This window comes from Bradyrhizobium sp. CER78 (assembly GCF_029846235.1).
Taxonomy (GTDB): domain Bacteria; phylum Pseudomonadota; class Alphaproteobacteria; order Rhizobiales; family Xanthobacteraceae; genus Bradyrhizobium.
The window spans coordinates 14,187-35,615 of the sequence record NZ_JARVWP010000012.1 but is presented as its reverse complement, the minus strand read 5'-3'; the positions used below and the strand labels follow the sequence as shown (position 1 = coordinate 35,615).

Annotated in this window: 23 protein-coding genes; 18 read left to right on the top strand and 5 right to left on the bottom strand. The window is 64.0% G+C overall.

Annotated elements, in window-relative coordinates:
- Window positions 1–50: 50 nt before the first annotated feature.
- Complete coding sequence (locus tag QDT69_RS24415) at window positions 51–1,274, top strand: MFS transporter (RefSeq protein WP_279709022.1); 1,224 nt, start codon at window positions 51–53, stop codon at window positions 1,272–1,274.
- Window positions 1,275–1,338: 64 nt separating this feature from the next.
- Window positions 1,339–1,683 (top strand): Lin0512 family protein, encoded by a 345-nt coding sequence (locus QDT69_RS24410; protein WP_050627504.1) that lies wholly within the window; start codon window positions 1,339–1,341, stop codon window positions 1,681–1,683.
- A gap of 61 nt (window positions 1,684–1,744) precedes the next feature.
- Here the strand turns inward: QDT69_RS24410 and QDT69_RS24405 are convergent, their stop codons facing one another.
- Window positions 1,745–2,626 (bottom strand): SDR family oxidoreductase, encoded by an 882-nt coding sequence (locus QDT69_RS24405; RefSeq protein WP_279709020.1) that lies wholly within the window; start codon window positions 2,624–2,626, stop codon window positions 1,745–1,747.
- 78 nt (window positions 2,627–2,704) lie between these two features.
- Here QDT69_RS24405 and QDT69_RS24400 point away from each other — a divergent pair, with 78 nt between their 5' ends.
- Window positions 2,705–3,409 (top strand): glutathione S-transferase N-terminal domain-containing protein, encoded by a 705-nt coding sequence (locus QDT69_RS24400; protein WP_279709019.1) that lies wholly within the window; start codon window positions 2,705–2,707, stop codon window positions 3,407–3,409.
- A 6-nt stretch (window positions 3,410–3,415) separates the two neighbouring features.
- Here QDT69_RS24400 and QDT69_RS24395 read toward each other — a convergent pair whose 3' ends face one another.
- Together QDT69_RS24395 and QDT69_RS24390 are read right to left on the bottom strand one after the other, a co-directional pair.
- Complete coding sequence (locus QDT69_RS24395) at window positions 3,416–3,961, bottom strand: disulfide bond formation protein B (protein WP_279709018.1); 546 nt, start codon at window positions 3,959–3,961, stop codon at window positions 3,416–3,418.
- Window positions 3,962–3,969: 8 nt separating this feature from the next.
- The gene (locus tag QDT69_RS24390) at window positions 3,970–4,128 is read right to left on the bottom strand and encodes a DUF5993 family protein (RefSeq protein ID WP_021080068.1); all 159 of its coding nucleotides are present in this window, start codon (window positions 4,126–4,128) and stop codon (window positions 3,970–3,972) included.
- Between the two features lie 142 nt (window positions 4,129–4,270).
- Here QDT69_RS24390 and QDT69_RS24385 point away from each other — a divergent pair, with 142 nt between their 5' ends.
- From QDT69_RS24385 to QDT69_RS24375, 3 genes are all read left to right on the top strand, one after another.
- A complete protein-coding gene (locus tag QDT69_RS24385) occupies window positions 4,271–5,599 on the top strand; it encodes a dicarboxylate/amino acid:cation symporter (RefSeq protein WP_279709017.1) in 1,329 nt (442 codons plus the stop codon).
- Window positions 5,600–5,819: 220 nt separating this feature from the next.
- On the top strand, window positions 5,820–6,836 hold the full coding sequence (locus QDT69_RS24380) for a helix-turn-helix domain-containing protein (RefSeq protein ID WP_279709189.1): 1,017 nt from the start codon (window positions 5,820–5,822) through the stop codon (window positions 6,834–6,836).
- A gap of 114 nt (window positions 6,837–6,950) precedes the next feature.
- Window positions 6,951–8,105, top strand: coding sequence for an acyltransferase (locus QDT69_RS24375; RefSeq protein ID WP_279709016.1), 1,155 nt, complete (start codon window positions 6,951–6,953; stop codon window positions 8,103–8,105).
- 39 nt (window positions 8,106–8,144) lie between these two features.
- Here QDT69_RS24375 and QDT69_RS24370 read toward each other — a convergent pair whose 3' ends face one another.
- Window positions 8,145–9,698 (bottom strand): winged helix-turn-helix domain-containing tetratricopeptide repeat protein, encoded by a 1,554-nt coding sequence (locus QDT69_RS24370; RefSeq protein WP_279709015.1) that lies wholly within the window; start codon window positions 9,696–9,698, stop codon window positions 8,145–8,147.
- Window positions 9,699–9,861: 163 nt separating this feature from the next.
- On the opposite strand from QDT69_RS24370, the gene QDT69_RS24365 reads away from it, so the two are divergent.
- The 5 genes from QDT69_RS24365 (at window position 9,862) to QDT69_RS24345 (ending at window position 13,840) form a co-directional block, all read left to right on the top strand.
- Entirely contained in the window at window positions 9,862–10,908 is a 1,047-nt protein-coding gene (locus QDT69_RS24365; protein WP_279709014.1) for an alpha/beta hydrolase, read from the top strand.
- Between the two features lie 252 nt (window positions 10,909–11,160).
- Window positions 11,161–11,670, top strand: coding sequence for a cytochrome P460 family protein (locus QDT69_RS24360; RefSeq protein WP_279709013.1), 510 nt, complete (start codon window positions 11,161–11,163; stop codon window positions 11,668–11,670).
- A gap of 99 nt (window positions 11,671–11,769) precedes the next feature.
- Window positions 11,770–12,138: an ArsC family reductase gene (locus QDT69_RS24355; protein WP_143201626.1), complete on the top strand. Its 369-nt coding sequence runs from the start codon at window positions 11,770–11,772 to the stop codon at window positions 12,136–12,138.
- Window positions 12,139–12,292: 154 nt separating this feature from the next.
- The gene (locus QDT69_RS24350; RefSeq protein ID WP_279709188.1) at window positions 12,293–12,907 is read left to right on the top strand and encodes a TetR/AcrR family transcriptional regulator; all 615 of its coding nucleotides are present in this window, start codon (window positions 12,293–12,295) and stop codon (window positions 12,905–12,907) included.
- 72 nt (window positions 12,908–12,979) lie between these two features.
- Window positions 12,980–13,840, top strand: a complete 861-nt coding sequence (locus QDT69_RS24345) for an EamA family transporter (protein ID WP_279709012.1) — start codon at window positions 12,980–12,982, stop codon at window positions 13,838–13,840.
- 34 nt (window positions 13,841–13,874) lie between these two features.
- On the opposite strand, the gene QDT69_RS24340 is transcribed toward QDT69_RS24345, so the two are convergent.
- Window positions 13,875–14,492 (bottom strand): hypothetical protein, encoded by a 618-nt coding sequence (locus QDT69_RS24340; RefSeq protein ID WP_279709011.1) that lies wholly within the window; start codon window positions 14,490–14,492, stop codon window positions 13,875–13,877.
- A 457-nt stretch (window positions 14,493–14,949) separates the two neighbouring features.
- On the opposite strand from QDT69_RS24340, the gene QDT69_RS24335 reads away from it, so the two are divergent.
- The 7 genes from QDT69_RS24335 (at window position 14,950) to QDT69_RS24305 (ending at window position 21,411) form a co-directional block, all read left to right on the top strand.
- Entirely contained in the window at window positions 14,950–15,705 is a 756-nt protein-coding gene (locus QDT69_RS24335) for an ABC transporter ATP-binding protein (protein WP_050419084.1), read from the top strand.
- Complete coding sequence (locus tag QDT69_RS24330) at window positions 15,698–16,441, top strand: ABC transporter ATP-binding protein (protein WP_050419038.1); 744 nt, start codon at window positions 15,698–15,700, stop codon at window positions 16,439–16,441. The genes QDT69_RS24335 and QDT69_RS24330 overlap by 8 nt, the downstream gene beginning before the upstream one ends.
- Window positions 16,442–16,482: 41 nt before the next feature.
- On the top strand, window positions 16,483–17,703 hold the full coding sequence (locus QDT69_RS24325) for an ABC transporter substrate-binding protein (protein WP_279709009.1): 1,221 nt from the start codon (window positions 16,483–16,485) through the stop codon (window positions 17,701–17,703).
- A 64-nt stretch (window positions 17,704–17,767) separates the two neighbouring features.
- Window positions 17,768–18,631, top strand: coding sequence for a branched-chain amino acid ABC transporter permease (locus QDT69_RS24320; RefSeq protein ID WP_279709008.1), 864 nt, complete (start codon window positions 17,768–17,770; stop codon window positions 18,629–18,631).
- 1 nt (window position 18,632) lies between these two features.
- The gene (locus tag QDT69_RS24315) at window positions 18,633–19,601 is read left to right on the top strand and encodes a branched-chain amino acid ABC transporter permease (protein WP_279709007.1); all 969 of its coding nucleotides are present in this window, start codon (window positions 18,633–18,635) and stop codon (window positions 19,599–19,601) included.
- Window positions 19,602–19,747: 146 nt separating this feature from the next.
- The gene (locus QDT69_RS24310) at window positions 19,748–20,392 is read left to right on the top strand and encodes a DUF47 domain-containing protein (RefSeq protein WP_279709006.1); all 645 of its coding nucleotides are present in this window, start codon (window positions 19,748–19,750) and stop codon (window positions 20,390–20,392) included.
- 14 nt (window positions 20,393–20,406) lie between these two features.
- Window positions 20,407–21,411: an inorganic phosphate transporter gene (locus QDT69_RS24305; RefSeq protein WP_279709005.1), complete on the top strand. Its 1,005-nt coding sequence runs from the start codon at window positions 20,407–20,409 to the stop codon at window positions 21,409–21,411.
- The last annotated feature ends 18 nt before the right edge of the window (window positions 21,412–21,429 follow it).

The window sequence follows — 21,429 nt, the reverse complement described above, 5'->3', positions numbered from 1 at the left end:
GACCTGGAAACGCTATTTGTGGTGGCTTGAGCCTGGGGTGGAGTGCACGCATGACGATCGAAACGGCCGTGGCGCAGCAGAGCGAGGCCAAGCGATGGGCGACGGTCGTCGTCGTGATCGGTTGCGGGATCGGCGCCGCATTGCAGGTCGGCAAGGTGCCGATCGCTGCGGCGATGCTGCAACAAAATCTCGGCATCGACCTCGCCGCGGTCGGAACGGTCGCCGGTATCTTCGCGGTGCTGGGGCTGGTCGGCAGCGTACCGGCCGGCGTCGTGATTGCCGCGGTTGGTGCCCGCAGGGTGTTGCTCTGCGGCCTTGCGGCCATCACGCTGGGCGCGGCGTCGGGCGCGCTCGCGCCGTCACTTGCAGTGTTGCTGGCATCGCGACTGCTGGAAGGGCTCGGCTTCCTGCTGGTGATGGTGGTCGCGCCCGCGTTGCTCGATCGTGTCGTCGATGTCAGCGCGCGCAACGTCACCATGGCGGTGTGGAGCTGCGTGATGCCGTTCGGGATTGCGCTCGCGCTGGTGGCCGGCCCGATGTTCGATGGCTGGCGCGCGATCTGGTGGGCCAGTGCCGGCTTTGCCGCCGCGCTGTTCGTCCTCGCCGGCATCACCGTGCCCGAGGTGGCATCGCCGACCGGCCCGGCGCGAGCAAGCCTGATGCAGGAAGCCACCGCGCTGGCGCGGCGGCGCACTCCGGCGCTCCTGATGGTGCTGTTTGCGCTCTACAGCCTGATGTTCTTTGCGCTGTTCGGCTTCCTGCCGATCCTGCTGACCGCGCGGCTCGGCGTCTCCAGCCAGAGCGCGGGCGGACTCAGTGCGTTGGCGGCGGCGGCCAACGTGGTCGGCAATCTCGCCGCCGGCAATCTGCTGGCGCGCGGCGTCAACCGCAATGTGTTGATCGCCGTGGCGGCATTGGTCATGGGCGCGTCCGCGTTCGGAATCTTCCTGACGGTGCTCGGCGGGTGGGGTGCATTCTGGCTGTGCCTGCTGTTCTCGGCCGTCGGCGGCCTGATCCCGGCGACGCTGCTTGCAACCGCGCCCGCGGAGACGCGTTCGGCGGCGATGGTGCCGGTCATGATGGGACTGTTGATGACGGGCAGCAATTTCGGCCAGGTGACCGGACCGATCGCGGTCGGCGCGGTCGTCTCGGCATGGGGCTGGGGCGCGGCCAGCGTCATGGTGGCCGCCGCGGCGATCTTTGCCGGTCTGGCGGCATGGCTGCTCGCGCGCGGCGATCACGACGGCGTAAGCGAGGCCAGGGACCCGGCTTGACGGCGCGAACGCAGAGGGCGAAGGAGTGATCAGTCTCTCACGCCAACGACAACAGGAAAGTTTCATGACACGCGTGCGCTGTATCACCGAAATGGGCATGGGCGTCGACGTTCACGGCCGCGACGCCACCAAGGCTGCCAAGCGGGCAGTGTCGGATGCGATCCGCCATTCCAGCCTCGGCTTCTTCCGCATGCTCGGCAAGACCGCCAACGACATGTTCGTCGACGTCACGATCGCCGTGCCGAATCCGGAAGCGGTCGATACCGAAGCCGTCGCCAAGGAACTGCCCTATGGCACCAAGACCGTGAAGGCGATCGCGGGCGGGCTCGAGATTCCGTCCGATCTCGGCAACGATCCGATCCTGATCGCGAACGCTGCCGTCATCGTCAGTTTCGACGACGGGAAGTGATCATGGTCGACCGGACCATGACCCCGCGTCGTCCTGGCTTTCGCTGGGACGACGGAGGTGGTCAATCGCCGCCTTTGAAATAGTCCGGCTTGCCGGTGGTCCAGGTCTCGCCCCAATGCTGACCGCCGCCGTCGACGGTCAGCGTCTCGCCGGTGATGAACTTGCCGGATGGCGCGGCGAGATAGACGGCGGCTTCCGCAATGTCCCAGGGCGTGCCCGGGCGCATCATCGGGTTGGAGCGCGGATAGGCGGCGCGCGCCGTCTCGCTGTAGACGTTCCAGCCTTCGGTCTCGATCGCGCCGGGTGCGATGCAGTTGATGCGGATGTTCAGCGGCGCCCATTCGACCGCGACTGCGCGCGACAGGCCGATCACGCCGGAGCGCGCCGCGATCGTGTGCGCGATGCCGTAGAGGCCGTGGGTCGTGACCACGACGACATTGACGATGCTGCCTTGATGCTTGCGATCGCGCCAGCGTTGTGCCGCGGCCTGCATCATGTACCAGGTGCCGTTGAGGTTGGTATTGATGACCGCGTTCCAGCCCTTGATCGAGAAATCGATCGCGGCCTGCGGGAACTGGCCGCCGGCGCTGTTGACGAGATGATCGACGCGGCCGTGCGCGGCCCACAACGCATCGAACATCGCATTGACCGCGTCGGCATCCTTGATGTCGGCGACGTGCGCGGATGCCTTGACGCCGCGATGGCCGAGATGATCGACCAGCGCATCGAGCTTGTTGGCATTGCGTCCTACGACGACGACATGCGCGCCGAGCCGGGCGAACAGCCACGCGATGGCGCGGCCGATGCCGCCGGCGCCGCCGGACACCACGACCACCTGACCGGCCAGCGCATCCGCCGCGAACACGGTCGGATGTGTCGCGAGTTCGTCGTCGGAAAGGCCGAGCGTTGCGCTTGTCTGTCGATCGTGCTCGTAATCGTTCATGGCCGGTTGCAGACCTTGCGGCTTTCAATGAGCTCCGTACATTAGCCGTCCAACAACAATCATGCAAAGAATGCCCACATGATCGACCTCACAGCCTTTCCCATCACGAAGCGTTGGCCCGCCCAGCATCCGGATCGCCTGCAACTCTATTCGCTGCCGACGCCGAATGGCGTGAAGGTCTCGATCATGCTCGAGGAGATCGAGCTGCCCTACGAGGTCCATCTCGTCGACTTCAACAAGGATGACCAGAAGACGGCCGAGTTCCTGTCGCTGAACCCGAACGGCAAGATCCCGGCGATCCTCGATCCCAACGGCCCCGGCGGCAAGCCGCTGCCGCTGTTCGAGTCCGGCGCCATCCTGCAATATCTCGCCGAGAAGACCGGCAAGCTGTTGCCGGCGGATGCAGCGCGCCGCTACCAGGCGATCCAGTGGGTGCATTTCCAGATCGGCGGCATCGGGCCGATGTTCGGCCAGGTCGGCTTCTTCCACAAATTCGCCGGCAAGGACTATGAGGACAAGCGTCCGTTGCAGCGCTACGTCGCCGAGTCCGCGCGCCTGCTCGGCGTGATGGAGACGCATCTCGCCGGGCGGCAGTGGTTCATGGACGATGAATACAGCATCGCCGACATCTCGATGCTCGGCTGGGTGCGCAATCTGATCGGCTTCTACGGCGCGCGCGAGCTCGTCGAATTTGATCAATTCAAGAACGTCGCCGCCTGGCTCGAGCGCGGTCTCAAGCGGCCGGCCGTGGAGCGCGGGCTGAATATCCCGAAGCGTCCCTGAGCAAGGCTACTTCAGCAACTCATAGACAATCGGATTGTCGGCGCAGGCGGCAAAGCCGCATTCGAGCAGGGTGGAGAGCGCATTCAGCGCCGTCAGCACGACCACCGACCACACCGCCCCCTGTGCGAACTTGCCGGGCGTGGTGACCTCTGCTGTGCGGTGATCGAACTGGCGGTCGAACAGCAGCATCGCGGCGAGCAGGACGATCGCCGCGATGAATACGATCAGCGCCCACGTATAATAGTGATAGCCGAGCAGCGCCGAGCCGTAGCCGGCATCGCCGGGCAGGATGTGCAGCAGCACCTGCCGGGTCGAGACCGAGGCGCCGAGCACAGCCGTCAGCAGCGACAGGGCATAGTGGCTCGGCCGTGGTCCGAAACGGATGTTCAGGATCGGTCCGATCGCCAGCAGAGCGAAAAGGATGCGCTGCAACAAACACAGCGGGCACGGCAGCTCGTGCAGCAGCAGCTGCGCGGCAAAAGCTGCGGTCAGCAGCAGCGCGAGGCCATAAAGCGCGAGGGCATTCAGGGTCACGGCCTGGGTGTCGGTCATGATTGGCCTCAGAACGACAAAGTGAGACGGTCGGTGGCGTGGTGCAGCAAGGTCGCGACGCAGGCGACCAGGATCACCGCGAACAAGCCGATCGCCAGGGGACGCGGACCACGCCAGGCCACCAGCATGGCGATGGTGATGGCGAGAAACAGTGCGGTGAATTCCATCCTCAGCCTCCGGGTGCGAGCCGGCTGCAGTCTATGACAGATTCGTGTGCGCTCGCGGCGACGCGAATGGGCATTGTCGCTTGCGCGCGGCTCCGCCAAGATGGCATCACCAGTTGAGTTCACTTCCAGCCCGGGGCACCTCATGACCACAGACGCGATCAAGCCCGCTGTCCATCACAAACATCAACCCTGGTACAAGATCCTCTACGTCCAGGTGCTGATCGCGATTTTCGCGGGCGTCCTGATCGGGTACTTCTATCCGAACCTCGGAAAGCAGCTGAAGCCGCTCGGCGACGGCTTCATCGCGCTGATCAAGATGATGATCGCGCCGGTGATCTTCTGCACCGTGGTGCACGGCATCTCCTCGATGGGCGATCTCAAGCGCGTCGGCCGGGTCGGGCTGAAAGCGCTGATCTATTTCGAGGCGGTGTCGACGGTCGCGCTCGCGGTCGGCCTCTTGATCGGTGAGCTGCTGCAGCCCGGCCGCGGCTTCAACATCGATCCCGCCACGATCGATCCGAAGTCGGTCTCCACCTACGTCACGCAGGCGAAGGAGCAGGGCATCGTCGCCCATCTGATGGCGATCATCCCCGACTCTTTCTTCGGCGCGCTCGCCCGCGGCGACCTCTTGCAGGTGCTGCTGATCTCGATCCTCTCGGGCTTTGCCATCGCCTTGATGGGCAAGCCCGGCGAGCCGATCGCCGAGGCGATCGATAAAGCGTCGAAGATGTTCTTCGGCATCATCCGGATGATCGTCCGGGTGGCGCCGCTCGGCGCGTTCGGCGCGATGGCCTTCACGGTCGGCGCCTACGGCCTCGGCTCGCTGGTCAATTTGGCGGCGCTGATCGCCACCTTCTATCTGACCAGCATCCTGTTCGTGCTGATCGTGCTCGGCGCGATCGCGCGGCTCTCGGGTTTTTCCATCATACGCTTCATCGCCTACATCAAGGACGAGCTCTTGATCGTGCTCGGCACCTCGTCGTCGGAAACGGTGCTGCCGCAGATGATCCAGAAGATGGAGCATCTCGGCGCCTCGCGCTCAGTGGTCGGCCTCGTGGTGCCGACCGGCTACAGCTTCAATCTCGACGGCACCAACATCTACATGACGCTGGCGACGCTGTTCCTGGCGCAGGCCACCAACACGCATCTGACGATCTGGCAGGAGCTCGGCATCCTCGGCATCGCCATGATCACCTCGAAGGGCGCCTCCGGCGTCACCGGCGCCGGCTTCATCACGCTCGCCGCGACGCTGTCGATCGTGCCCGATATTCCGATCCAGTCGATCGCTATCCTGGTCGGCATCGACAAGTTCATGAGCGAGTGCCGCGCGCTGACCAATTTGATCGGCAACGGCGTCGCCTGCGTCGTGATCAGCCTCTCCGAGGGTGAGCTCGACAAGGACGCGTTGCACGAGACCATGGCGCATCCGCTCGAACTCGGCGAGGCGCTGGAGCCGGGCGGGACCGGCTAGGGCAATATGAGGTGAGGGGGCCGTCGAAAGGGGGCGCCGCCAAAATATCGAAAACAACCCCATGCAAAGGGGCCCGGCGTCGGCCGGCGTTCGACCGGGCAGCTTGACACGTCGGGCAATTCAGGAATATATTTCTAATATTCCGAAATAGCGCTGGTGTCCCTTCGCCCTGACGCCCCCCACATCGCTGGCGAGCCTGTCGACCAGTTTGGTGAAGAAGATGCTCCTGGATATCGGTCTTCGCGGCGGGGCCCTCGCATTGCTGGTGCTTCTTGCGCTCGACGCCCTCCTGCAGTTGCGCAACAGTCGGCTCGGCCGCATCACCCTTGTTTTCGACCTGTGCGGAATTGCGTTTCTCATTGAGACGGCTCCACAATTTCGCGACAGCCAGGCAGTGTGGATCCTCTTCCTGCGGCTGGCGAGCAATATGGCGGCGGCCGTCTTTGTTCTCTGGAGCGAGGAGGTATTCGACGACACGGCGAGGCCGCCATGGATTGGTTGGACCGCGGTGGGATTGATGGCCTTGCTTGCCATCTGGTCTGTGGTCACGGACTCCTCATGGGCCTGGCTCGCGACCCATGTCTGCGCTGTGTTGCTTGTGGTGATCGCGATCGGTCGCGTTCTGCTGGGGCGAGCCAACGACCTGGTCGAGATGCGCCGCCGCGATCGGGTCGTGTTCGCATGGGGTTTGGGTCTCGCGATCGTGGGCTGCACGCTGATTGGGTCAAGCAATCTCGCGATGACGCCCGCGCTTCCCGGTGTGCTGGCCATCGCGCTTGCTGCCGCCTTGTTCCGCTTGCATAGGGCAAGCCCGATCTCCGCGGTCGCCGCAGCGCCACCGGCATCGGAACCGGCCCCATCAATATCTGAAATGACCGAGGCGGAAGCGGCCCTCCATCGGCGTTTGCAGACAGTGATGGAGGTGGAGCGGGCCTACCGCGACGGCAGCATGACCATCGCCAGCCTGGCCAAGCGGCTCGACACGCCGGAATACCGGGTGCGCCAGCTCATCAATCAGCGGCTCGGCTACGGCAACTTCGCCCGCTTCGTCAACTCCTACCGACTGGCGGAAGCGCGCTCGGCCCTGGCCGATGCCGGCCAGGCGCGTGTCCCGATCCTGACCATTGCACTGGATGCCGGCTTCGAGTCGATCGGCCCGTTCAATCGCGCGTTCAAAGCGGTGACTGGAGAAACGCCGAGCACGTTCCGCAAACGGACCCTGGCCGGGCCGGTGTGACGCGCCGATTGTCGCAATCGGCCAGGCTTTGCGGGTTTCGGCGACCCAAACTGCGAGTTTCGGCGCGACCGGCTCGGTCTTGGCCACCATGTTCGGCGTCCAAAGGAGACGCCCATGGTACAGCCCGTTCGACCGACGCCCCACAGGCTCCTCTATATCGACAATTTGCGCTGGTCGGCGATCAGCATGGTGGTGGTCATGCATGCCGCCGTCACCTACTCGCCGTTTGGAAGCTGGTACTATCGCGAACATCCACCGTTGGGCCTCGGCACTCGGGTGGCCTTTGCGGCCTATCAGGCGCTTCAGCACGCAGTCTCGATGGGGCTGCTGTTCGGCATCGCCGGATACTTTGCCGCCGGCATGGTCGCCCGCCGCGGCGTCGCCGGCTTCTTGAAGGAACGGCTGTATCGGCTCGGCGTACCCCTGCTTCTTTATATCGGGCTTATCGGACCGCTGACCGAGTACTACGTGGCGGGATCATGGTGGTCGCAGCCGCGCCGGAGTTTCACCGAGGACTGGTTGCACCACGCCTCCAACGGCCAACTTCTTGACGGCTCCGGCCCGCTCTGGTTCTGCCTCGTGCTGTTGCTGTTTTCCGGCTGCTTTGCCCTGGTTTGCAGATTCCGGCCGATCGGCCAGGCCTCCGTCCGGCCGGTACCGAGCCCCGCCGCTGTGCTCGGCTTTGTCCTTATGATGAGCGCCGTGACGTTCGCGGTGGGGCTGCTGGCGCCGGATGGCCGCACCATCCTCAACATCGCCATTCACGACGCGCCGCAGTACCCCTTCATGTTCGCCGCCGGAGTCGCGGCGTGGCGGGGCGATTGGCTGCGACAGATTCCGAGCGGCGCAGGACGGCGCTGGCTGGTCTGCGGGCTGCTGGGGAGCATCGCGCTGTGGGCGGCGATCGTCATCTTCGGGGGAGCGCTCGAAGGTCGGCTGGCCGACTACGGCGGCGGTTGGCATTGGCAGGCCGCAGGCATGGACTTTTGGCGGTCGGCAACGTGCGTCTCGCTCAGCCTGGGATTGGTGGTGCTGTATCGTGACCTGTTCGACTGGCAGGGTCCGGTGACAGGGTTCCTCAGCCGGAATGCCTTCGGCGTTTACGTTCTGCACGCCCCTGTGCTGATCGCGGTGACCCGCGTCATGCACGATTGGTCCGTTGCCCCGCAATGGAAGTTCCTGTTGGCAAGCCTCGCCGGCGTGGTCGCCAGCTTTCTGGTCGTCGGATTGCTGGCTCGGCGCGTTCCCGGGCTGCGCGCAGTCCTGTGAGTGTTGCCGCGCCCATGGGATATGTGGGTCAAACGGCAGTCAATCCGGGACGCCGGCCGCCTTGAGGGTTTCACGATAGGTCGCGGACATCGATTCCACCGGGAACGGAATTCGTGACAGGAAGCCTGAGATCGAAAACTCCGGATCGACCTTGAGCAGCTCGCGCGCGATCTGGGTCGCGCGCGCGGTCTCGCCGGTCTTGACCAGCGCCACGATCAGGACGCGCAGGGCGACCGCGAAGCGGCGGTTTTGTGCCAGCGCCTTGTCGGCCCACGTCACCGCTTCGGCAAAATTTCCGTCGAGCACCGCGCAGATCGCGAGCGCTGCGGAGGCGAACCAGCCGCGCGGGTCGCGCGGGTTGAGCCGCTGCGCGCGCTCGATCATGGCGCGGCCGGCCTGCTGGTTGCCGCGCATCGCCTCGATCCAGCCGCCGAGCACGAGCGCCATCGCCGAGTTCGGGTTGATCGCAAGCGAGCGCTCGAACAATTCGCGCGCGGGCTCGATCTCGTCGGCCATGTTCCAGATCGCGAACGCCGCCATCCACAGCACCTGCGGATCACCGGGCGTAAGCTCCACGGCGCGCCAAGCCTGCGCGACCGCGCGCTCCCGGTAGGAGTCGTCAGGCTTCAGCCAGCCCTGGACGTGGCGCATCGAATGGCAATAGGCCGATGCAGCAAGCGCCGGCGCGTAATTCGGATCGAGCGTCAGCGCCTGGTCGAGGCAATCGAGCGCGGCTTCCATGCTCTCGGGCGTGAACTCGTAGCGCAGACTGTAGGCGCGCAGCAGCAGATCGTAGGCATCGAGCTTGTCGGGCGGCGCTGCGCGCACCCGCTCGGCCTCTGCGACCAGCATCGTCGGCTCGATCGCGCCGACCACATTCTCGGTGATGCGATCCTGCAGGTCGAACACGTCGGTCGCCGCGCCATCGAACCGGTCGGCCCACAGATGCGCGCCGGAGACGGCGTCGATCAGCTGTCCGGTGATGCGCAGGCGGTCGCCGCCGCGGCGGACGCTGCCCTCGAGCACGTAGCCGACGCCGAGCTCGCGACCGACCTGGCGGATATCGACCGCCTTGCCCTTGTAGGTGAAGGCGGAGTTGCGCGCGATCACGGTGAGGCGGCTGCAACGAGCGAGCGCGGTGGTGATGTCCTCGGCGATCCCGTCGGCGAAATAATCCTGCTCGGGGTCGCCGCTCATATTGGTGAAGGGCAGCACTGCGATCGACGGGCCTTCGCTCGGCCGTGGCGGCGTGGTGCTGTCCGCGACTGGACGATCGGGCGCGCCGCCCTCCCGGACATCGCCGACAAAGCGAAGACCTTTGCGGGGCAGGGTGCGGATCAGCCGCTGCTCCTCGCCATTGTCGCCGATCGCGGTCCGCGCGGCATTGACGCGGCTGCTCAGCGTCGCCTCCGAGACGATCCGGCCGTGCCAGACGGCGGCCAGTACCTCGTCGCGACTGACCACGCGATCGCGGGCGCGGATCAGGAATTCGAGGAGGTCGAAGACCTGCGGCTCGACGGCCACCAGGGCGTCGCCACGGCGCAGCTCCCGGCGCTCGGAGTCGAGGGTCAAGTCGTTGAAATGGTAGGTCAAATCGAAGAGTCCGGCGGCCGGCGGCTGAGTCCGCGGCGGAACCTAGCACAGGCCGGGCGGAGCCAAAATCACGACGGTCTGAAGGACAAATCCACGTCCTCTGAAAGCGGACGGGGTCGGTCTCTGCAATATTGATTTCGACACCAGACGCAAGGAGATCGCCATGTCCCAATCGATCAATCAGCAACGCCGCCGCTTCCTCGGCATCGCCGGCGGGATCCTCGCCGCTTCCAGGCTCGGTTTCATTGGATCTGCCGGCGCGCAGCCCAAGGCGGCAGCGCCCGCGGTCAAGCTCGGCGGCCACACCACGATCGGTCCGGTCAAGCAGATCAATGCCGGCGTGCTCGATACCGGATATGTCGAGATGGGACCGGCCTCAGGTCCCGCCGTCATCCTGCTGCACGGCTGGCCCTACGACATCCACAGCTATGCCGACGTTGCGCCGGCGCTGGCGGAGGCCGGCTATCGCGTGATCGTGCCGCATCTGCGCGGCTACGGCACCACGCGCTTCCTCTCCAGCGATACCAAGCGCAGCGGCCAGCCGGTCGCGGTCGCCGCCGACATCATTGCCTTGATGGATGCCCTGAAGATCGAGAAGGCCGTGCTCGGCGGCTACGATTGGGGCGCGCGCACCGCCAACATCATGGCAGTGCTCTGGCCCGAGCGCTGCAAGGCCATGGTCTCGGTCAGCGGCTACCTGATCGGCAGCCAGGCGGCCGGCAAGGTGCCGCTGCCGCCGAAGGCCGAGCTGCAATGGTGGTACCAGTTCTATTTCGCGACCGAGCGCGGCCGCGAGGGCTATGCCAAGAACCGGCACGACTTCAACAAGCTGATCTGGCAGCTCGCCTCGCCGCAGTGGAAGTTCGACGACGCCACCTACGACCGCAGTGCGGCCGCGTTCGAGAACCCCGACCATGTCGATATCGTGATCCACAATTACCGCTGGCGGCTCGGTGTCGCCGAGGGCGAGGCGAAGTACGACGCGTTCGAGAAGACGCTGGCCCAGGCGCCCGTGATCGCGATCCCGACCATCACGATGGAGGGCGACGCCAACGGCGCGCCGCATCCGGAGCCTGCGGCCTATGCCAAGAAGTTCTCCGGGCACTATGAGCATCGCCAGTTGCCCGGAGGCATCGGCCACAATCTGCCGCAGGAAGCGCCGCAGGCCTTCGTCCAGGCCATCATCGACGTCAGCAAGGTTAGAGCCTGATGAGATTAGGCCGAGCTGGAACCGCGTCGAAAGCTCACCTCTCCCTTGGGAGAGGTCGATTTGCGCAGCAAATCGGGTGAGGGGGTACGGTCTATCGAGAGAGCAAGAGCCCTCACCCGGATTGCACTGGACGATGCTTGGCATCGCCAGGTGCAATCCGACCTCTCTCCAACGGGGAGAGGTCAACCGAGACCGGATCAAGCCGATTCAACCAAAACTCATCCCGCTTTAGGCGGGCGCGGATAACGCATCATGAAGCAAGTTGTGAAATGGGCGGCTGCCGCGATTGCGGCAGCCTGCATCAGCGCCTCATTGCCGTTTGCCGTCGGGCATGCCGATGACAATGCACTGGCATCGCCGATCTTCGGCGTGACAATTCCCGATGGCTATCGCGACTGGAAACTGATCGCGGTCGGCGAGGAGACCGGGCTCGACGAGCTGCGCGGCGTGCTCGGCAACGCCACCGCCGTGAAGGCCTATCGGGACGGCGCCGCGCGCTTCCCCGACGGCACCGTGCTGGTCAAGCTCGCCTGGAAGCGCAAGCCGGTTAAAGGCCTCAACGGCGCCTTCATCGCGGGGCCGGCGACCACAGTGCAGGTCATGGTCAAGGACTCAGCCAAATATGCCGCGACCGGCGGTTGGGGCTTTGGCCGCTTCATCGACGGCAAGCCGGTCGATGCCGCCCAGCACGAGACGTGCTTCGCCTGCCACGAGGCCCACGCCAGCGATCACGATTTCGTCTTCACCCACTATGCGCATTGAGCGCCGGCAATATCGGTGTGGAGACCTGATAGCTCCGATCTGGCGTTGCGATTGCTGCGGGGCTAGTTTCCGAGCTGCAATCGCATCCGGGGAACGGCTTTGACCATCACCATCTACGGCATCAAGAACTGCGACACCATGAAGAAGGCGCGCAGCTGGCTCGACGATCATGGCGTCGCCTATGACTTCCATGACTACAAGACCGCTGGCATCGCCAAGGACAAGCTCAAGCAGTGGAGCGAGGAGGTCGGCTGGGAGACGCTGCTCAACCGCGCCGGCACCACCTTCAAAAAGCTGCCCGATGCCGACAAGGAAGGCTTGAACGAGCGCAAGGCGCTGGCGCTGATGGCCGAGCAGCCCTCGATGATCAAGCGTCCGGTGCTCGATCTCGGGCCGAAGCGCGTCGTTGGCTTCAAGCCGGACATCTATGCCAAGGAAGTGCCGGCGAAAGCGCGCAAGAAGGGCTGAGGCGTTCGGCGCGAGCCGGGGCGTACTAATCAGCGCCGGCGGTTCGGTGTCCGCTTCCGCAGAATAAGCTGACATCGCGATCCACGTTGAAATCGGCCGAAAATGACCCATAGCGGCCGCTTGATTTAAAGACCGGTTGGTCTATATTTCCTTGATGAGCAATCGAACCTCTGTGCCGTTGCCCCGCGGTCGCCCGCGGAGTTTCGATGAGGACGCTGCCGTCGAACGCGCGATGGGCGTGTTCTGGTCGCGCGGCTATCATGCCACGGCGCTGCCAGACCTCCTTCGTGCGACGAAGCTCTCGCGTGGCAGCCTTTACGCTGCTTTCGGCGACAAGCATTCGCTCTTCCTGCGCGCGCTCGATCGTTACATCGATGACGCCGTGACACGGTTGAATATCGAGCTTGACCCTCGCAAGGACCCGGTAGACGGCCTGCGGGCTTACCTTGCTGGATATGTCGACCGCACGAGCGGTGCTCATGGTCGACGCGGATGTCTGGTGATCGCTACAGCCATGGAACTGGCCGGGCGTGACGCCGACGTTAATCGTCGCATCGCGAGCTTCTTCAAAGTCATGGAGGCGCGGGTGGCGGATGCGCTTTCCCGTGCGAAGGCAGCGGGCAAGTTGGCCGATGGTGTCGACCCTGCAAATGCTGCCCGCATTCTCGTCTGTTTCGTCGAGGGGCTGCGAGTCATCAGCAAAACGGCGTCTGCGGGAGCCATCACGCACGCCGCCGCCGACGCTCTGCTCGATCGTTTCATCAGGTAACCAAGTCCAGGGCCCGTTCTCACAATCGGCTCCGCCAATATCTGGACCGATCGGTCGTTAAAGGAGAATACGATGTCTGCGATCCAGATGGTTTGCGCGGTGGCCGTTCCCTTGCTCTGGGGTTATCAGTTCGTGATCATCAAAATGGGCATTACGGAGTTTCCGCCGTTCTTCTTCCTGGCGCTGCGTTTCCTGGCCACTGCGCTTCTGCTTATTCCGTTGGTCAAAAAGCCGACCCGTGAACAGTTGCGTCCGATCGCAGCTATCTCGTTTTTCCTCGGTGGATTGAACTTCGGGCTCTTCTACGTGGGTCTTGGGCTCGGCTCGGGAAGCATGACGGCTGTTGCATATTTACTCTCCACGCCCTTCACGGTCCTGTTGGCCTGGCCGCTGCTGGCGGAGAGGCCGTCTCTCACCACTCTCTCCGGGGTGGTGCTTGCATTCGCCGGCGTCCTTGTGCTGAGAGCGGAGCCCGGCCTGTCGGCAAACGGGCTACCACTGCTGCTGGTGGTCGGAGCCGCCTTCGCATTCGCGGTGTCCAACGTCCTGACGAAACGCTACGGTCCTTTTGACCCCTTGATGTTGATGGGTTGGTCGTCGCTGTTCACGGTGCCGCAGGTCATGCTGATGTCGCTGCTCCTTGAATATGGACAACTGGCGAGCCTGGTTGCTGCGGATGAACGGGGGTGGCTGGCACTCGCCTACACAATTTTCATCGGAGGAATTGTCGGATTTGGCCTTTGGTTCTGGCTGATCGCTCGCTGCTCTATGGGGCGCGTCGCCCCCTTCGGTCTGCTCCTGCCGGTGTTCGCCTTGATGTCGAGCGCATTGTTCCTCGGCGAGGCGATGACCCCGAAGTTGATTGTTGGTGCGCTGCTGGCGATCTCTGGTGTTGCCTTGACACAGTTTAGACCGAGCGCTCGAACGGTTTGAGCGCGAAAGTTGCGTCGTGGTATGAGTACGCGCCCTAGATCAGCTCGACCGAATCCTGGCTCGCTGCATGATCCATTGGGACGAACCTCCGATCGATCACCGCCCTGATGGTGACGACCGGGACCGACTTTGTCTTCACGCCCATCAGATTGTGCAGCCGGAATCCGCCCTCGATGCTGATCGCCTTGTAGGAGCCGACGATGTGCTCGACGCGGTTGCCGCGTCCGAACGGCAGCAGCAGCCGCTCATAGGAGACGTCCTTGCCGTCGGCGTCGGTGACCTCCGCAACGGTGTAGGTCGGACGCTTGCGCGCCAGGCAGGAGCGATAGGACAGGATCACGCCGGCGTAGCGCTCCGGGCCAATCGCATCATCGAGGTAACGGTTGGTGCGCAGCCGCGGGTCGACATGCTCGTTGCCGTAAGCCGTGGTCAGCCGCGCGCCTTCCTGCGTGATCAGGAAGCGCGCGTCTTCGCCGCTGCCGACCACGTCAAAGCCCATCATGTCGGCGCGCTCGTCGGCGCTGCCTTCGGTGTGGAAGTCGCACAGCAGAGGAAGCGTGTCGGGCGTTCGCGCCGCGCGCAGCCAGTCGTTCAGCAGCACCCGCTGCGTGATCGATTTGACCACCGATGGATCGGCACTCTTGAATGGCATCGGCTAGCCGAAGCGCGGGATGGTTTGGCCGCAGGCATAAAGCCGCAGCCACGTGTTCAGGACATCACGTTGCCGGATCGATCTGACGACCGAGGAATTGGCGCGTTCGAAATACAAGGCTCTAGCCGTTCATCATGCAATGGCCGGGAGTTTCGGCGAGAGGCGGAAATATTCTATGAAAGGGAAAGTCAGGAGCAAAACAGCCTTAATGGCGACTTTCCGAGGCGCAAAGCGCGTTCAAATACCATTCGACTAAGGATCAACCGGAACCGGTCGTTCCGATACTGCACCGCACAGCTTTCCACCTTGCGTAACCGCCGCAGATGACGGCATATTCCGGCCCGGAGGCGACAGGCCCCCGGACGGTTTCCAAGACGTACGGACAACCTGTCGGACACGAAAAAATCGGGCCACGCGGGCGAGGGGCTTCGCGGCGATGGCGTATGGGGGAATCTATTTGGCCGATGAGTTCATTCTCGAAACCAGCGGATTGACCAAGGAATTCGCGGGTTTCTTCGCCGTTCGCGACGTCGCGCTCAAGGTGCGTCGCGGCAGTATCCATGCGTTGATCGGGCCGAACGGCGCCGGCAAGACGACCTGTTTCAATCTGCTGACCAAGTTCCTGAAGCCGACCGGCGGGCAGATTCGCTACAAGGGCCAGGACATCACCGCGATGCCGCCGGCCGACGTGGCGCGGCTAGGGCTGGTCCGCTCGTTCCAGATTTCGGCGGTATTTCCGCATCTGACCGCGCTCGAAAACGTGCGCGTGGCGCTGCAGCGCCAGCACGGCTCGTCATTCGATTTCTGGCGTTCGAAAAGCGTGCTCGACCGCTTCAATCCGCGCGCCCATGAACTGCTGAACGACGTCGGCTTGAGCGAATTCGCCAACACGCCGGCGGTCGAGATGCCGTACGGCCGCAAGCGCGCACTTGAAATTGCAACGACGCTCGCGCTCGACCCCGAGATGATGCTGCTCGACGAACCGATGGCCGGCATGGGCCACGAGGACATCGACAAGATCGCGGCCCTGATCAAGCGGATCTCGGCCAAATACACCATCCTGATGGTCGAACATAACCTCTCGGTGGTGGCCAACCTCTCCGACATCATCACCGTGCTGACGCGCGGGCAGGTGCTGGCGGAGGGCAATTACGCCGACCTCTCCAAGGACGAGCGCGTGAAGGAAGCCTATCTGGGAGCGGGTCATGGCTGAGGCAAAACTGGCGGAGAGGCCCGTGGCTGCGGCCGGCGCCGAGGTGCTGACGGTCAACGACCTGCAGGCCTGGTACGGCGAATCGCACATTCTTCACGGCATCAATTTCAACGTCAGGGCAGGCGAGGTGGTGACGCTGCTCGGCCGCAACGGCGCCGGCAAAACCACGACGCTGAAGTCGATCATGGGCGTGATCGGCAAGCGTTCCGGCTCGATCCGCTTCGACAACAAGGAGATCATCCGCGCCACCTCCGACCGCATCGCGCGGCTCGGCATCGCATTCTGCCCGGAGGAGCGCGGCATCTTCTCCAGTCTTGACGTGCGCGAGAATCTGCTGCTGCCGCCGGTGGTGCGTCCGGGCGGCCTGCCGCTCGACCAGATCTTCACGCTGTTTCCGAACCTGAAGGAGCGTCTCACCAGCCAGGGCACCAAGCTCTCGGGCGGCGAGCAGCAGATGCTGGCGATCGCGCGCATCCTGCGCACCGGCGCGCGCTTCTTGATGCTGGACGAGCCGACCGAAGGCCTGGCGCCGGTCATCATCCAGCAGATCGGGCACACCATTGCGCGCCTGAAGTCGCAGGGCTTCACGATCCTGTTGGTTGAGCAGAATTTCCGTTTCGCCTCGACGGTTGCCGACCGCTACTACATCGTCGAGCACGGCAAGGTGATCGACGGCTTCGCCAATTCGGAGCTGTCGGCCAACATGGACAAGCTTCATACCTATCTCGGCGTCTGATTTCGCCCGAGCCAGAAAATTTAAAGACTGAGGGAATACCCATGAAGAACACGATTTCTGCGCTTCTGCTCGGCACCGCGATCGCGCTCAGCGTCGCGAGCATTGCCTCCGCCGACGACAAGGTCGTCAAGATCGGCGTGTTGTCGGATCAGTCCGGCCTCTATGCGGATCTCGCCGGTCCCGGCTCGACGCTGGCGGCCCAGATGGCGATCGAGGATTCCGGCCTCAAGGCCAAGGGCTGGACCATCGACCTGATCTCCGGCGATCACCAGAACAAGCCGGATATCGGCACCACCATCGCCCGCCAGTGGTTCGACGTCGACAAGGTCGACACCGTCGTCGACGTGCCGAATTCCGGCGTCGCGCTCGCGGTCAACAACGTCGTCAAGGAGAAGAACGGCGTCTACATCAATTCGGGCGCTGCGACCTCGGACCTCACCAACGCGCAGTGCTCGCCGAACACGGTGCACTGGACCTACGACACCTACATGCTCGCGCACGCCACCGGCCAGGCGCTGGTGAAGGCGGGCGGGGACACCTGGTTCTTCCTGACCGCGGACTACGCGTTCGGCGCGGCGCTGGAGCGCGATACCACCGCGGTTGTCACCGCCAATGGCGGCAAGGTGGTCGGCGGCGTCAAGCATCCGCTCAACACCGCGGACTTCTCCTCGTTCCTGCTGCAGGCGCAGGCCTCCAAGGCCAAGATCATCGGTCTTGCCAATGCCGGCGGCGACACCACCAACTCGATCAAGCAGGCCGCCGAGTTCGGCATCGTCAAGGGCGGCCAGAAGCTCGCCGCGCTCTTGCTGTTCCTCACCGACGTCAAGGCGATCGGCCTCGAGACCGCGCAGGGCCTCAACTTCACCGAGACATTCTACTGGGATCTCAACGACAACACCCGGGCGTTCTCGAAGCGCTTCTCCGCGCGGATGAAGAACAGCGCGCCCCCGACCATGGTGCAGGCCGGCGTCTATGCGGGGCTGATGCATTACTTCAAGGCGCTCGAAGCGCTCGGCGGCAACCCGCATGACGGCGCCAAGGTGGTCGCGAAGATGAAAACGATCCCGACCGATGATCCGCTGTTCGGCAAGGGCGAGGTCGAGGCCAACGGCCGCGTCACCCACGACGCTTACCTGTTCGAAGTGAAGAAGCCCTCGGAGTCCAAGGGACCGTGGGACTTCTACACGCTGGTCGGCACCGTGCCGGGCAACCAGGCCTTCACGCCGCTCGACAAGAGCACCTGCGCACTTCTGAAGAAGTGACGATCATGCCCGCCGGCCGCGCGCGTGGCCGGCGGGCTTCATCTATCCAGCGAAAGCTCATTCGATGCAGGCTCTCTACGCACAGCTTCTGGTGGGACTGATCAACGGCTCGTTCTACGCGCTGCTCAGTCTGGGGCTCGCCGTCATCTTCGGCATGCTCAACATCATCAATTTCGCGCATGGCGCGCTCTACATGATGGGCGCTTTCGTGGCGTATTTCCTGCTCAATCTGGGCGGCATCAACTACTGGTGGGCGCTGATCATCGCCCCCGTCGTGGTCGGCATCTTCGGCATGATCCTCGAGCGGACCATGCTGCAATGGCTGGCCGGGCTCGACCATCTCTACGGACTGCTGCTGACGTTCGGCATCGCGCTGATCGTGCAGGGCGTGTTCCAGAACTATTTCGGCTCGTCCGGCCTGCCTTATTCGATCCCGGATCAGCTCAAGGGCGGCGTCAACCTCGGCTTCATGTTCTTACCCATCTATCGCGGCTGGGTCGTCGTGTTCTCGCTGGTGGTATGCCTTGCCACCTGGTTCCTGATCGAGAAGACGCAGCTCGGCGCGTACTTGCGCGCCGCCACCGAGAATCCGACGCTGGTGCGCGCCTTCGGCATCAACGTGCCGCGGATGATCACGCTGACCTACGGGCTCGGCGTCGGTCTTGCCGCGCTCGCCGGCGTGTTGTCGGCACCGATCAACCAGGTCCGCCCGCTGATGGGCGCCGATCTCATCATCGTGGTGTTCGCGGTGGTCGTGATCGGCGGCATGGGCTCGATCATGGGCTCGATCATCACCGGCTTCGCGCTCGGCGTGATCGAGGGACTGACCAAGTATTTTTATCCCGAAGCCTCCAACACCGTGGTGTTTGTCCTGATGGTGGTGGTGTTGCTGGTGAAGCCAACGGGACTGACGGGACGGGCGGCCTGATATGTCAGCATTGACCGACGATACACTTCCGATGACGCCGCGCGCGATGCGCGACGAGATGATCGTATTCGCCTTGATGGCCGCGCTGCTGGCCGTGGTGCCGTTTACGGGGATCTATCCGTTCTTCGTGATGCAGGCGCTGTGCTTTGCGCTGCTGGCCTGCGCCTTCAATCTCCTGATCGGCTATGGCGGCCTGCTGTCGTTCGGCCACGCCATGTTCCTCGGTACCGCCGGTTACGTCTCGGCGCATGCGCTGAAGGTGTGGGGGCTGCCGCCGGAGCTCGGCATCGTGGTCGGCACCGCCGCGGCGGCCTTGCTCGGCCTCGCCACCGGTTACATCTCGATCAAGCGCCAGGGCATCTACTTCTCGATGATCACGCTGGCGCTGTCGCAGCTGCTCTACTTCCTCTATCTGCAGGCGCCGTTCACCCATGGTGAGGACGGCATCCAGGGCATCCCGCAGGGCCATTTGTTCGGGATCTTCGATCTCTCGAAGCCGTTGGTGCTGTATTACGTCGTGCTGGTCGGCTTTCTCGCCGGCTTCCTTTTGATCTACCGCGCCATCAACTCGCCGTTCGGCGAAGTGCTGAAGTCGATCCGCGAGAACGAGCCGCGCGCGATCTCGCTCGGCTACAAGACCGACCAGTACAAGCTGCTGGCCTTCATCCTGTCGGGCACGCTGGCGGGCTTTGCCGGCTCGCTGAAGGTGTTCGTGGCGCAAAATGCCTCGCTGACCGACGTGCACTGGTCGATGTCCGGTGAAATCGTGCTGATGACGCTGGTCGGCGGTCTCGGCACCATCTTCGGCCCGGTGGTCGGCGCATTCGTGATCATCGCCATGCAGCAATATCTTGCCGGTTTCGGCCAGTGGGTGACGGTGATCCAGGGCGTGATCTTCGTGTCCTGCGTGCTGCTGTTCCGGCGCGGCCTGGTCGGTGAGCTGGCCCATCTGCTGCGGCGGTCGCTGTAGGGCAGGGATCAGCGTTCTCTCAGCCGACATAGCGGTGGACGACCGCCCGTTCGGGCGGTCGTGCCGGATGCTTTTATCGCAGGATGTTCTATGACAGTTTTGTGACAGTCGCTAAAAGGACCGTCCCGAAACGATGGAACTGAGACATGCTGCGCTGGTTTCGCGCCTTTCTGCCCAAGGAAGAGCGATTTTTCGACCTGTTCGCCCGCCACGCCCAAACCTCCGTGCAGTGCGCGAAGGCGTTGCAGGACATGCTGCGGGGCGGGGACGAGACCCCGGTCTTCTGCCAGCGCGTCAATCAGTTCGAGAACGACGCCGATAGCGTCACCCGTGAGGTGCTGACCGCGGTTCGCCGCACCTTCATCACCCCGTTCGACCGCGGCGACATCAAGAACCTGATCACGTCGATGGACGATGCGGTCGACCAGATGCAGGCGACCGCAAAGGCGGTGATGCTGTTCGAGGTGCGCGAATTCGAGCCGCCGATGCGCGAGATGGGCGGCCTGATCGTTGAATGCGCCAACCTGGTCGGCCGCGCGCTACCTCTGTTGCAGGCGATCGGCCAGAACGTCTCGATGCTGACCCAGATCACCGAGGAACTGACCAAGCTCGAGGGCCGGGTCGACGATCTCCAGGATATCGGGCTCAAGGAGCTGTATCTGAAGCATCGCGACGCCAACACCATGGACTTCATCGTCGGCGCGGAGATCTATGACCATCTCGAGAAAGTGGCCGACCGCTTCGACGACGTCGCCAACGAGATCAACTCGATCGTCATTGAACAGGTTTAGGGCAGGGCCATCACGTGGACGCCACGCTGGGTCTTCCGGTCCTGACCATCCTGATCGCGGTCGCGCTGCTGTTCGACTTCCTGAACGGCCTGCACGATGCCGCGAACTCGATCGCAACCATCGTCTCGACCCGCGTGCTGCGGCCGCAATACGCGGTGTTCTGGGCGGCCTTTTTCAACTTCGTCGCCTTCGCGGTGTTCGGCCTGCACGTCGCCAACACCATCGGCACCGGGATCATCGATCCCGCGGTGGTGGATGCGACCGTGATCTTCGCCGCGCTGGTCGGCGCGATCGTCTGGAACGTGATCACCTGGGCGCTGGGCATTCCCTCGTCGAGCTCGCATGCGCTGATCGGCGGCTTGGTCGGCGCCGGCATGGCGAAGGCGGGCATTTCGGCCGCGGTGTGGAGCGGGCTCACCAAGACCTTGCTCGCCATCGTGCTGTCGCCGCTGGTCGGCTTCCTCTTGGCGCTGGTGCTGGTTGCGATCGTGTCCTGGCTCTCGGTGCGCTCGACCCCGTTCGCGGTCGATCGCGCCTTCCGCATCCTGCAATTCGCCTCGGCGTCGCTCTATTCGCTCGGCCATGGCGGCAACGACGCGCAGAAGACGATGGGCATCATCGGCGTGCTGCTCTATTCGCAGGGCCATCTCGGCGACAAATTTGAAATTCCGTTCTGGGTCGTGCTGGCCTGCCAGAGCGCGATGGCGCTGGGCACGCTGATGGGGGGCTGGCGGATCGTCCGCACCATGGGGCTGCGGATCACCAAGCTGACGCCGATGCAGGGGTTCTGCGCCGAGACCGGCGGCGCCGTGACGCTGTTCTTGGCGACCTATCTCGGGGTTCCCGTATCGACCACCCATACCATCACCGGCGCCATCGTCGGTGTCGGCGCCGCACGGCGGCTGTCCGCCGTGCGCTGGAACGTGGCGAGCTCGATCGTCTATGCCTGGGTGATCACGATCCCGGCGTCGGCCGCGGTCGCCGCCGCGACCTATTGGGCGGTGCAGGTATTGAAGTGACCAGAGCGTTTTCGAGCG

Excerpts from the sequence above, each read along its gene's own strand:
- QDT69_RS24405 (WP_279709020.1), bottom strand. The coding sequence starts at position 2,626 with ATGAACGATTACGAGCACGATCGACAGACAAGCGCAACGCTCGGCCTT.
- QDT69_RS24340 (WP_279709011.1), bottom strand. The coding sequence starts at position 14,492 with ATGCCATTCAAGAGTGCCGATCCATCGGTGGTCAAATCGATCACGCAG.
- QDT69_RS24395 (WP_279709018.1), bottom strand. The coding sequence starts at position 3,961 with ATGACCGACACCCAGGCCGTGACCCTGAATGCCCTCGCGCTTTATGGC.
- QDT69_RS24385 (WP_279709017.1), top strand. The coding sequence starts at position 4,271 with ATGACCACAGACGCGATCAAGCCCGCTGTCCATCACAAACATCAACCC.
- QDT69_RS24380 (WP_279709189.1), top strand. The coding sequence starts at position 5,820 with ATGCTCCTGGATATCGGTCTTCGCGGCGGGGCCCTCGCATTGCTGGTG.
- QDT69_RS24330 (WP_050419038.1), top strand. The coding sequence starts at position 15,698 with ATGGCTGAGGCAAAACTGGCGGAGAGGCCCGTGGCTGCGGCCGGCGCC.
- QDT69_RS24350 (WP_279709188.1), top strand. The coding sequence starts at position 12,293 with ATGAGCAATCGAACCTCTGTGCCGTTGCCCCGCGGTCGCCCGCGGAGT.
- QDT69_RS24415 (WP_279709022.1), top strand. The coding sequence starts at position 51 with ATGACGATCGAAACGGCCGTGGCGCAGCAGAGCGAGGCCAAGCGATGG.
- QDT69_RS24315 (WP_279709007.1), top strand. The coding sequence starts at position 18,633 with ATGTCAGCATTGACCGACGATACACTTCCGATGACGCCGCGCGCGATG.
- QDT69_RS24325 (WP_279709009.1), top strand. The coding sequence starts at position 16,483 with ATGAAGAACACGATTTCTGCGCTTCTGCTCGGCACCGCGATCGCGCTC.
- QDT69_RS24310 (WP_279709006.1), top strand. The coding sequence starts at position 19,748 with ATGCTGCGCTGGTTTCGCGCCTTTCTGCCCAAGGAAGAGCGATTTTTC.
- QDT69_RS24400 (WP_279709019.1), top strand. The coding sequence starts at position 2,705 with ATGATCGACCTCACAGCCTTTCCCATCACGAAGCGTTGGCCCGCCCAG.
- QDT69_RS24345 (WP_279709012.1), top strand. The coding sequence starts at position 12,980 with ATGTCTGCGATCCAGATGGTTTGCGCGGTGGCCGTTCCCTTGCTCTGG.
- QDT69_RS24360 (WP_279709013.1), top strand. The coding sequence starts at position 11,161 with ATGAAGCAAGTTGTGAAATGGGCGGCTGCCGCGATTGCGGCAGCCTGC.
- QDT69_RS24365 (WP_279709014.1), top strand. The coding sequence starts at position 9,862 with ATGTCCCAATCGATCAATCAGCAACGCCGCCGCTTCCTCGGCATCGCC.
- QDT69_RS24410 (WP_050627504.1), top strand. The coding sequence starts at position 1,339 with ATGACACGCGTGCGCTGTATCACCGAAATGGGCATGGGCGTCGACGTT.
- QDT69_RS24320 (WP_279709008.1), top strand. The coding sequence starts at position 17,768 with ATGCAGGCTCTCTACGCACAGCTTCTGGTGGGACTGATCAACGGCTCG.
- QDT69_RS24375 (WP_279709016.1), top strand. The coding sequence starts at position 6,951 with ATGGTACAGCCCGTTCGACCGACGCCCCACAGGCTCCTCTATATCGAC.
- QDT69_RS24390 (WP_021080068.1), bottom strand. The coding sequence starts at position 4,128 with ATGGAATTCACCGCACTGTTTCTCGCCATCACCATCGCCATGCTGGTG.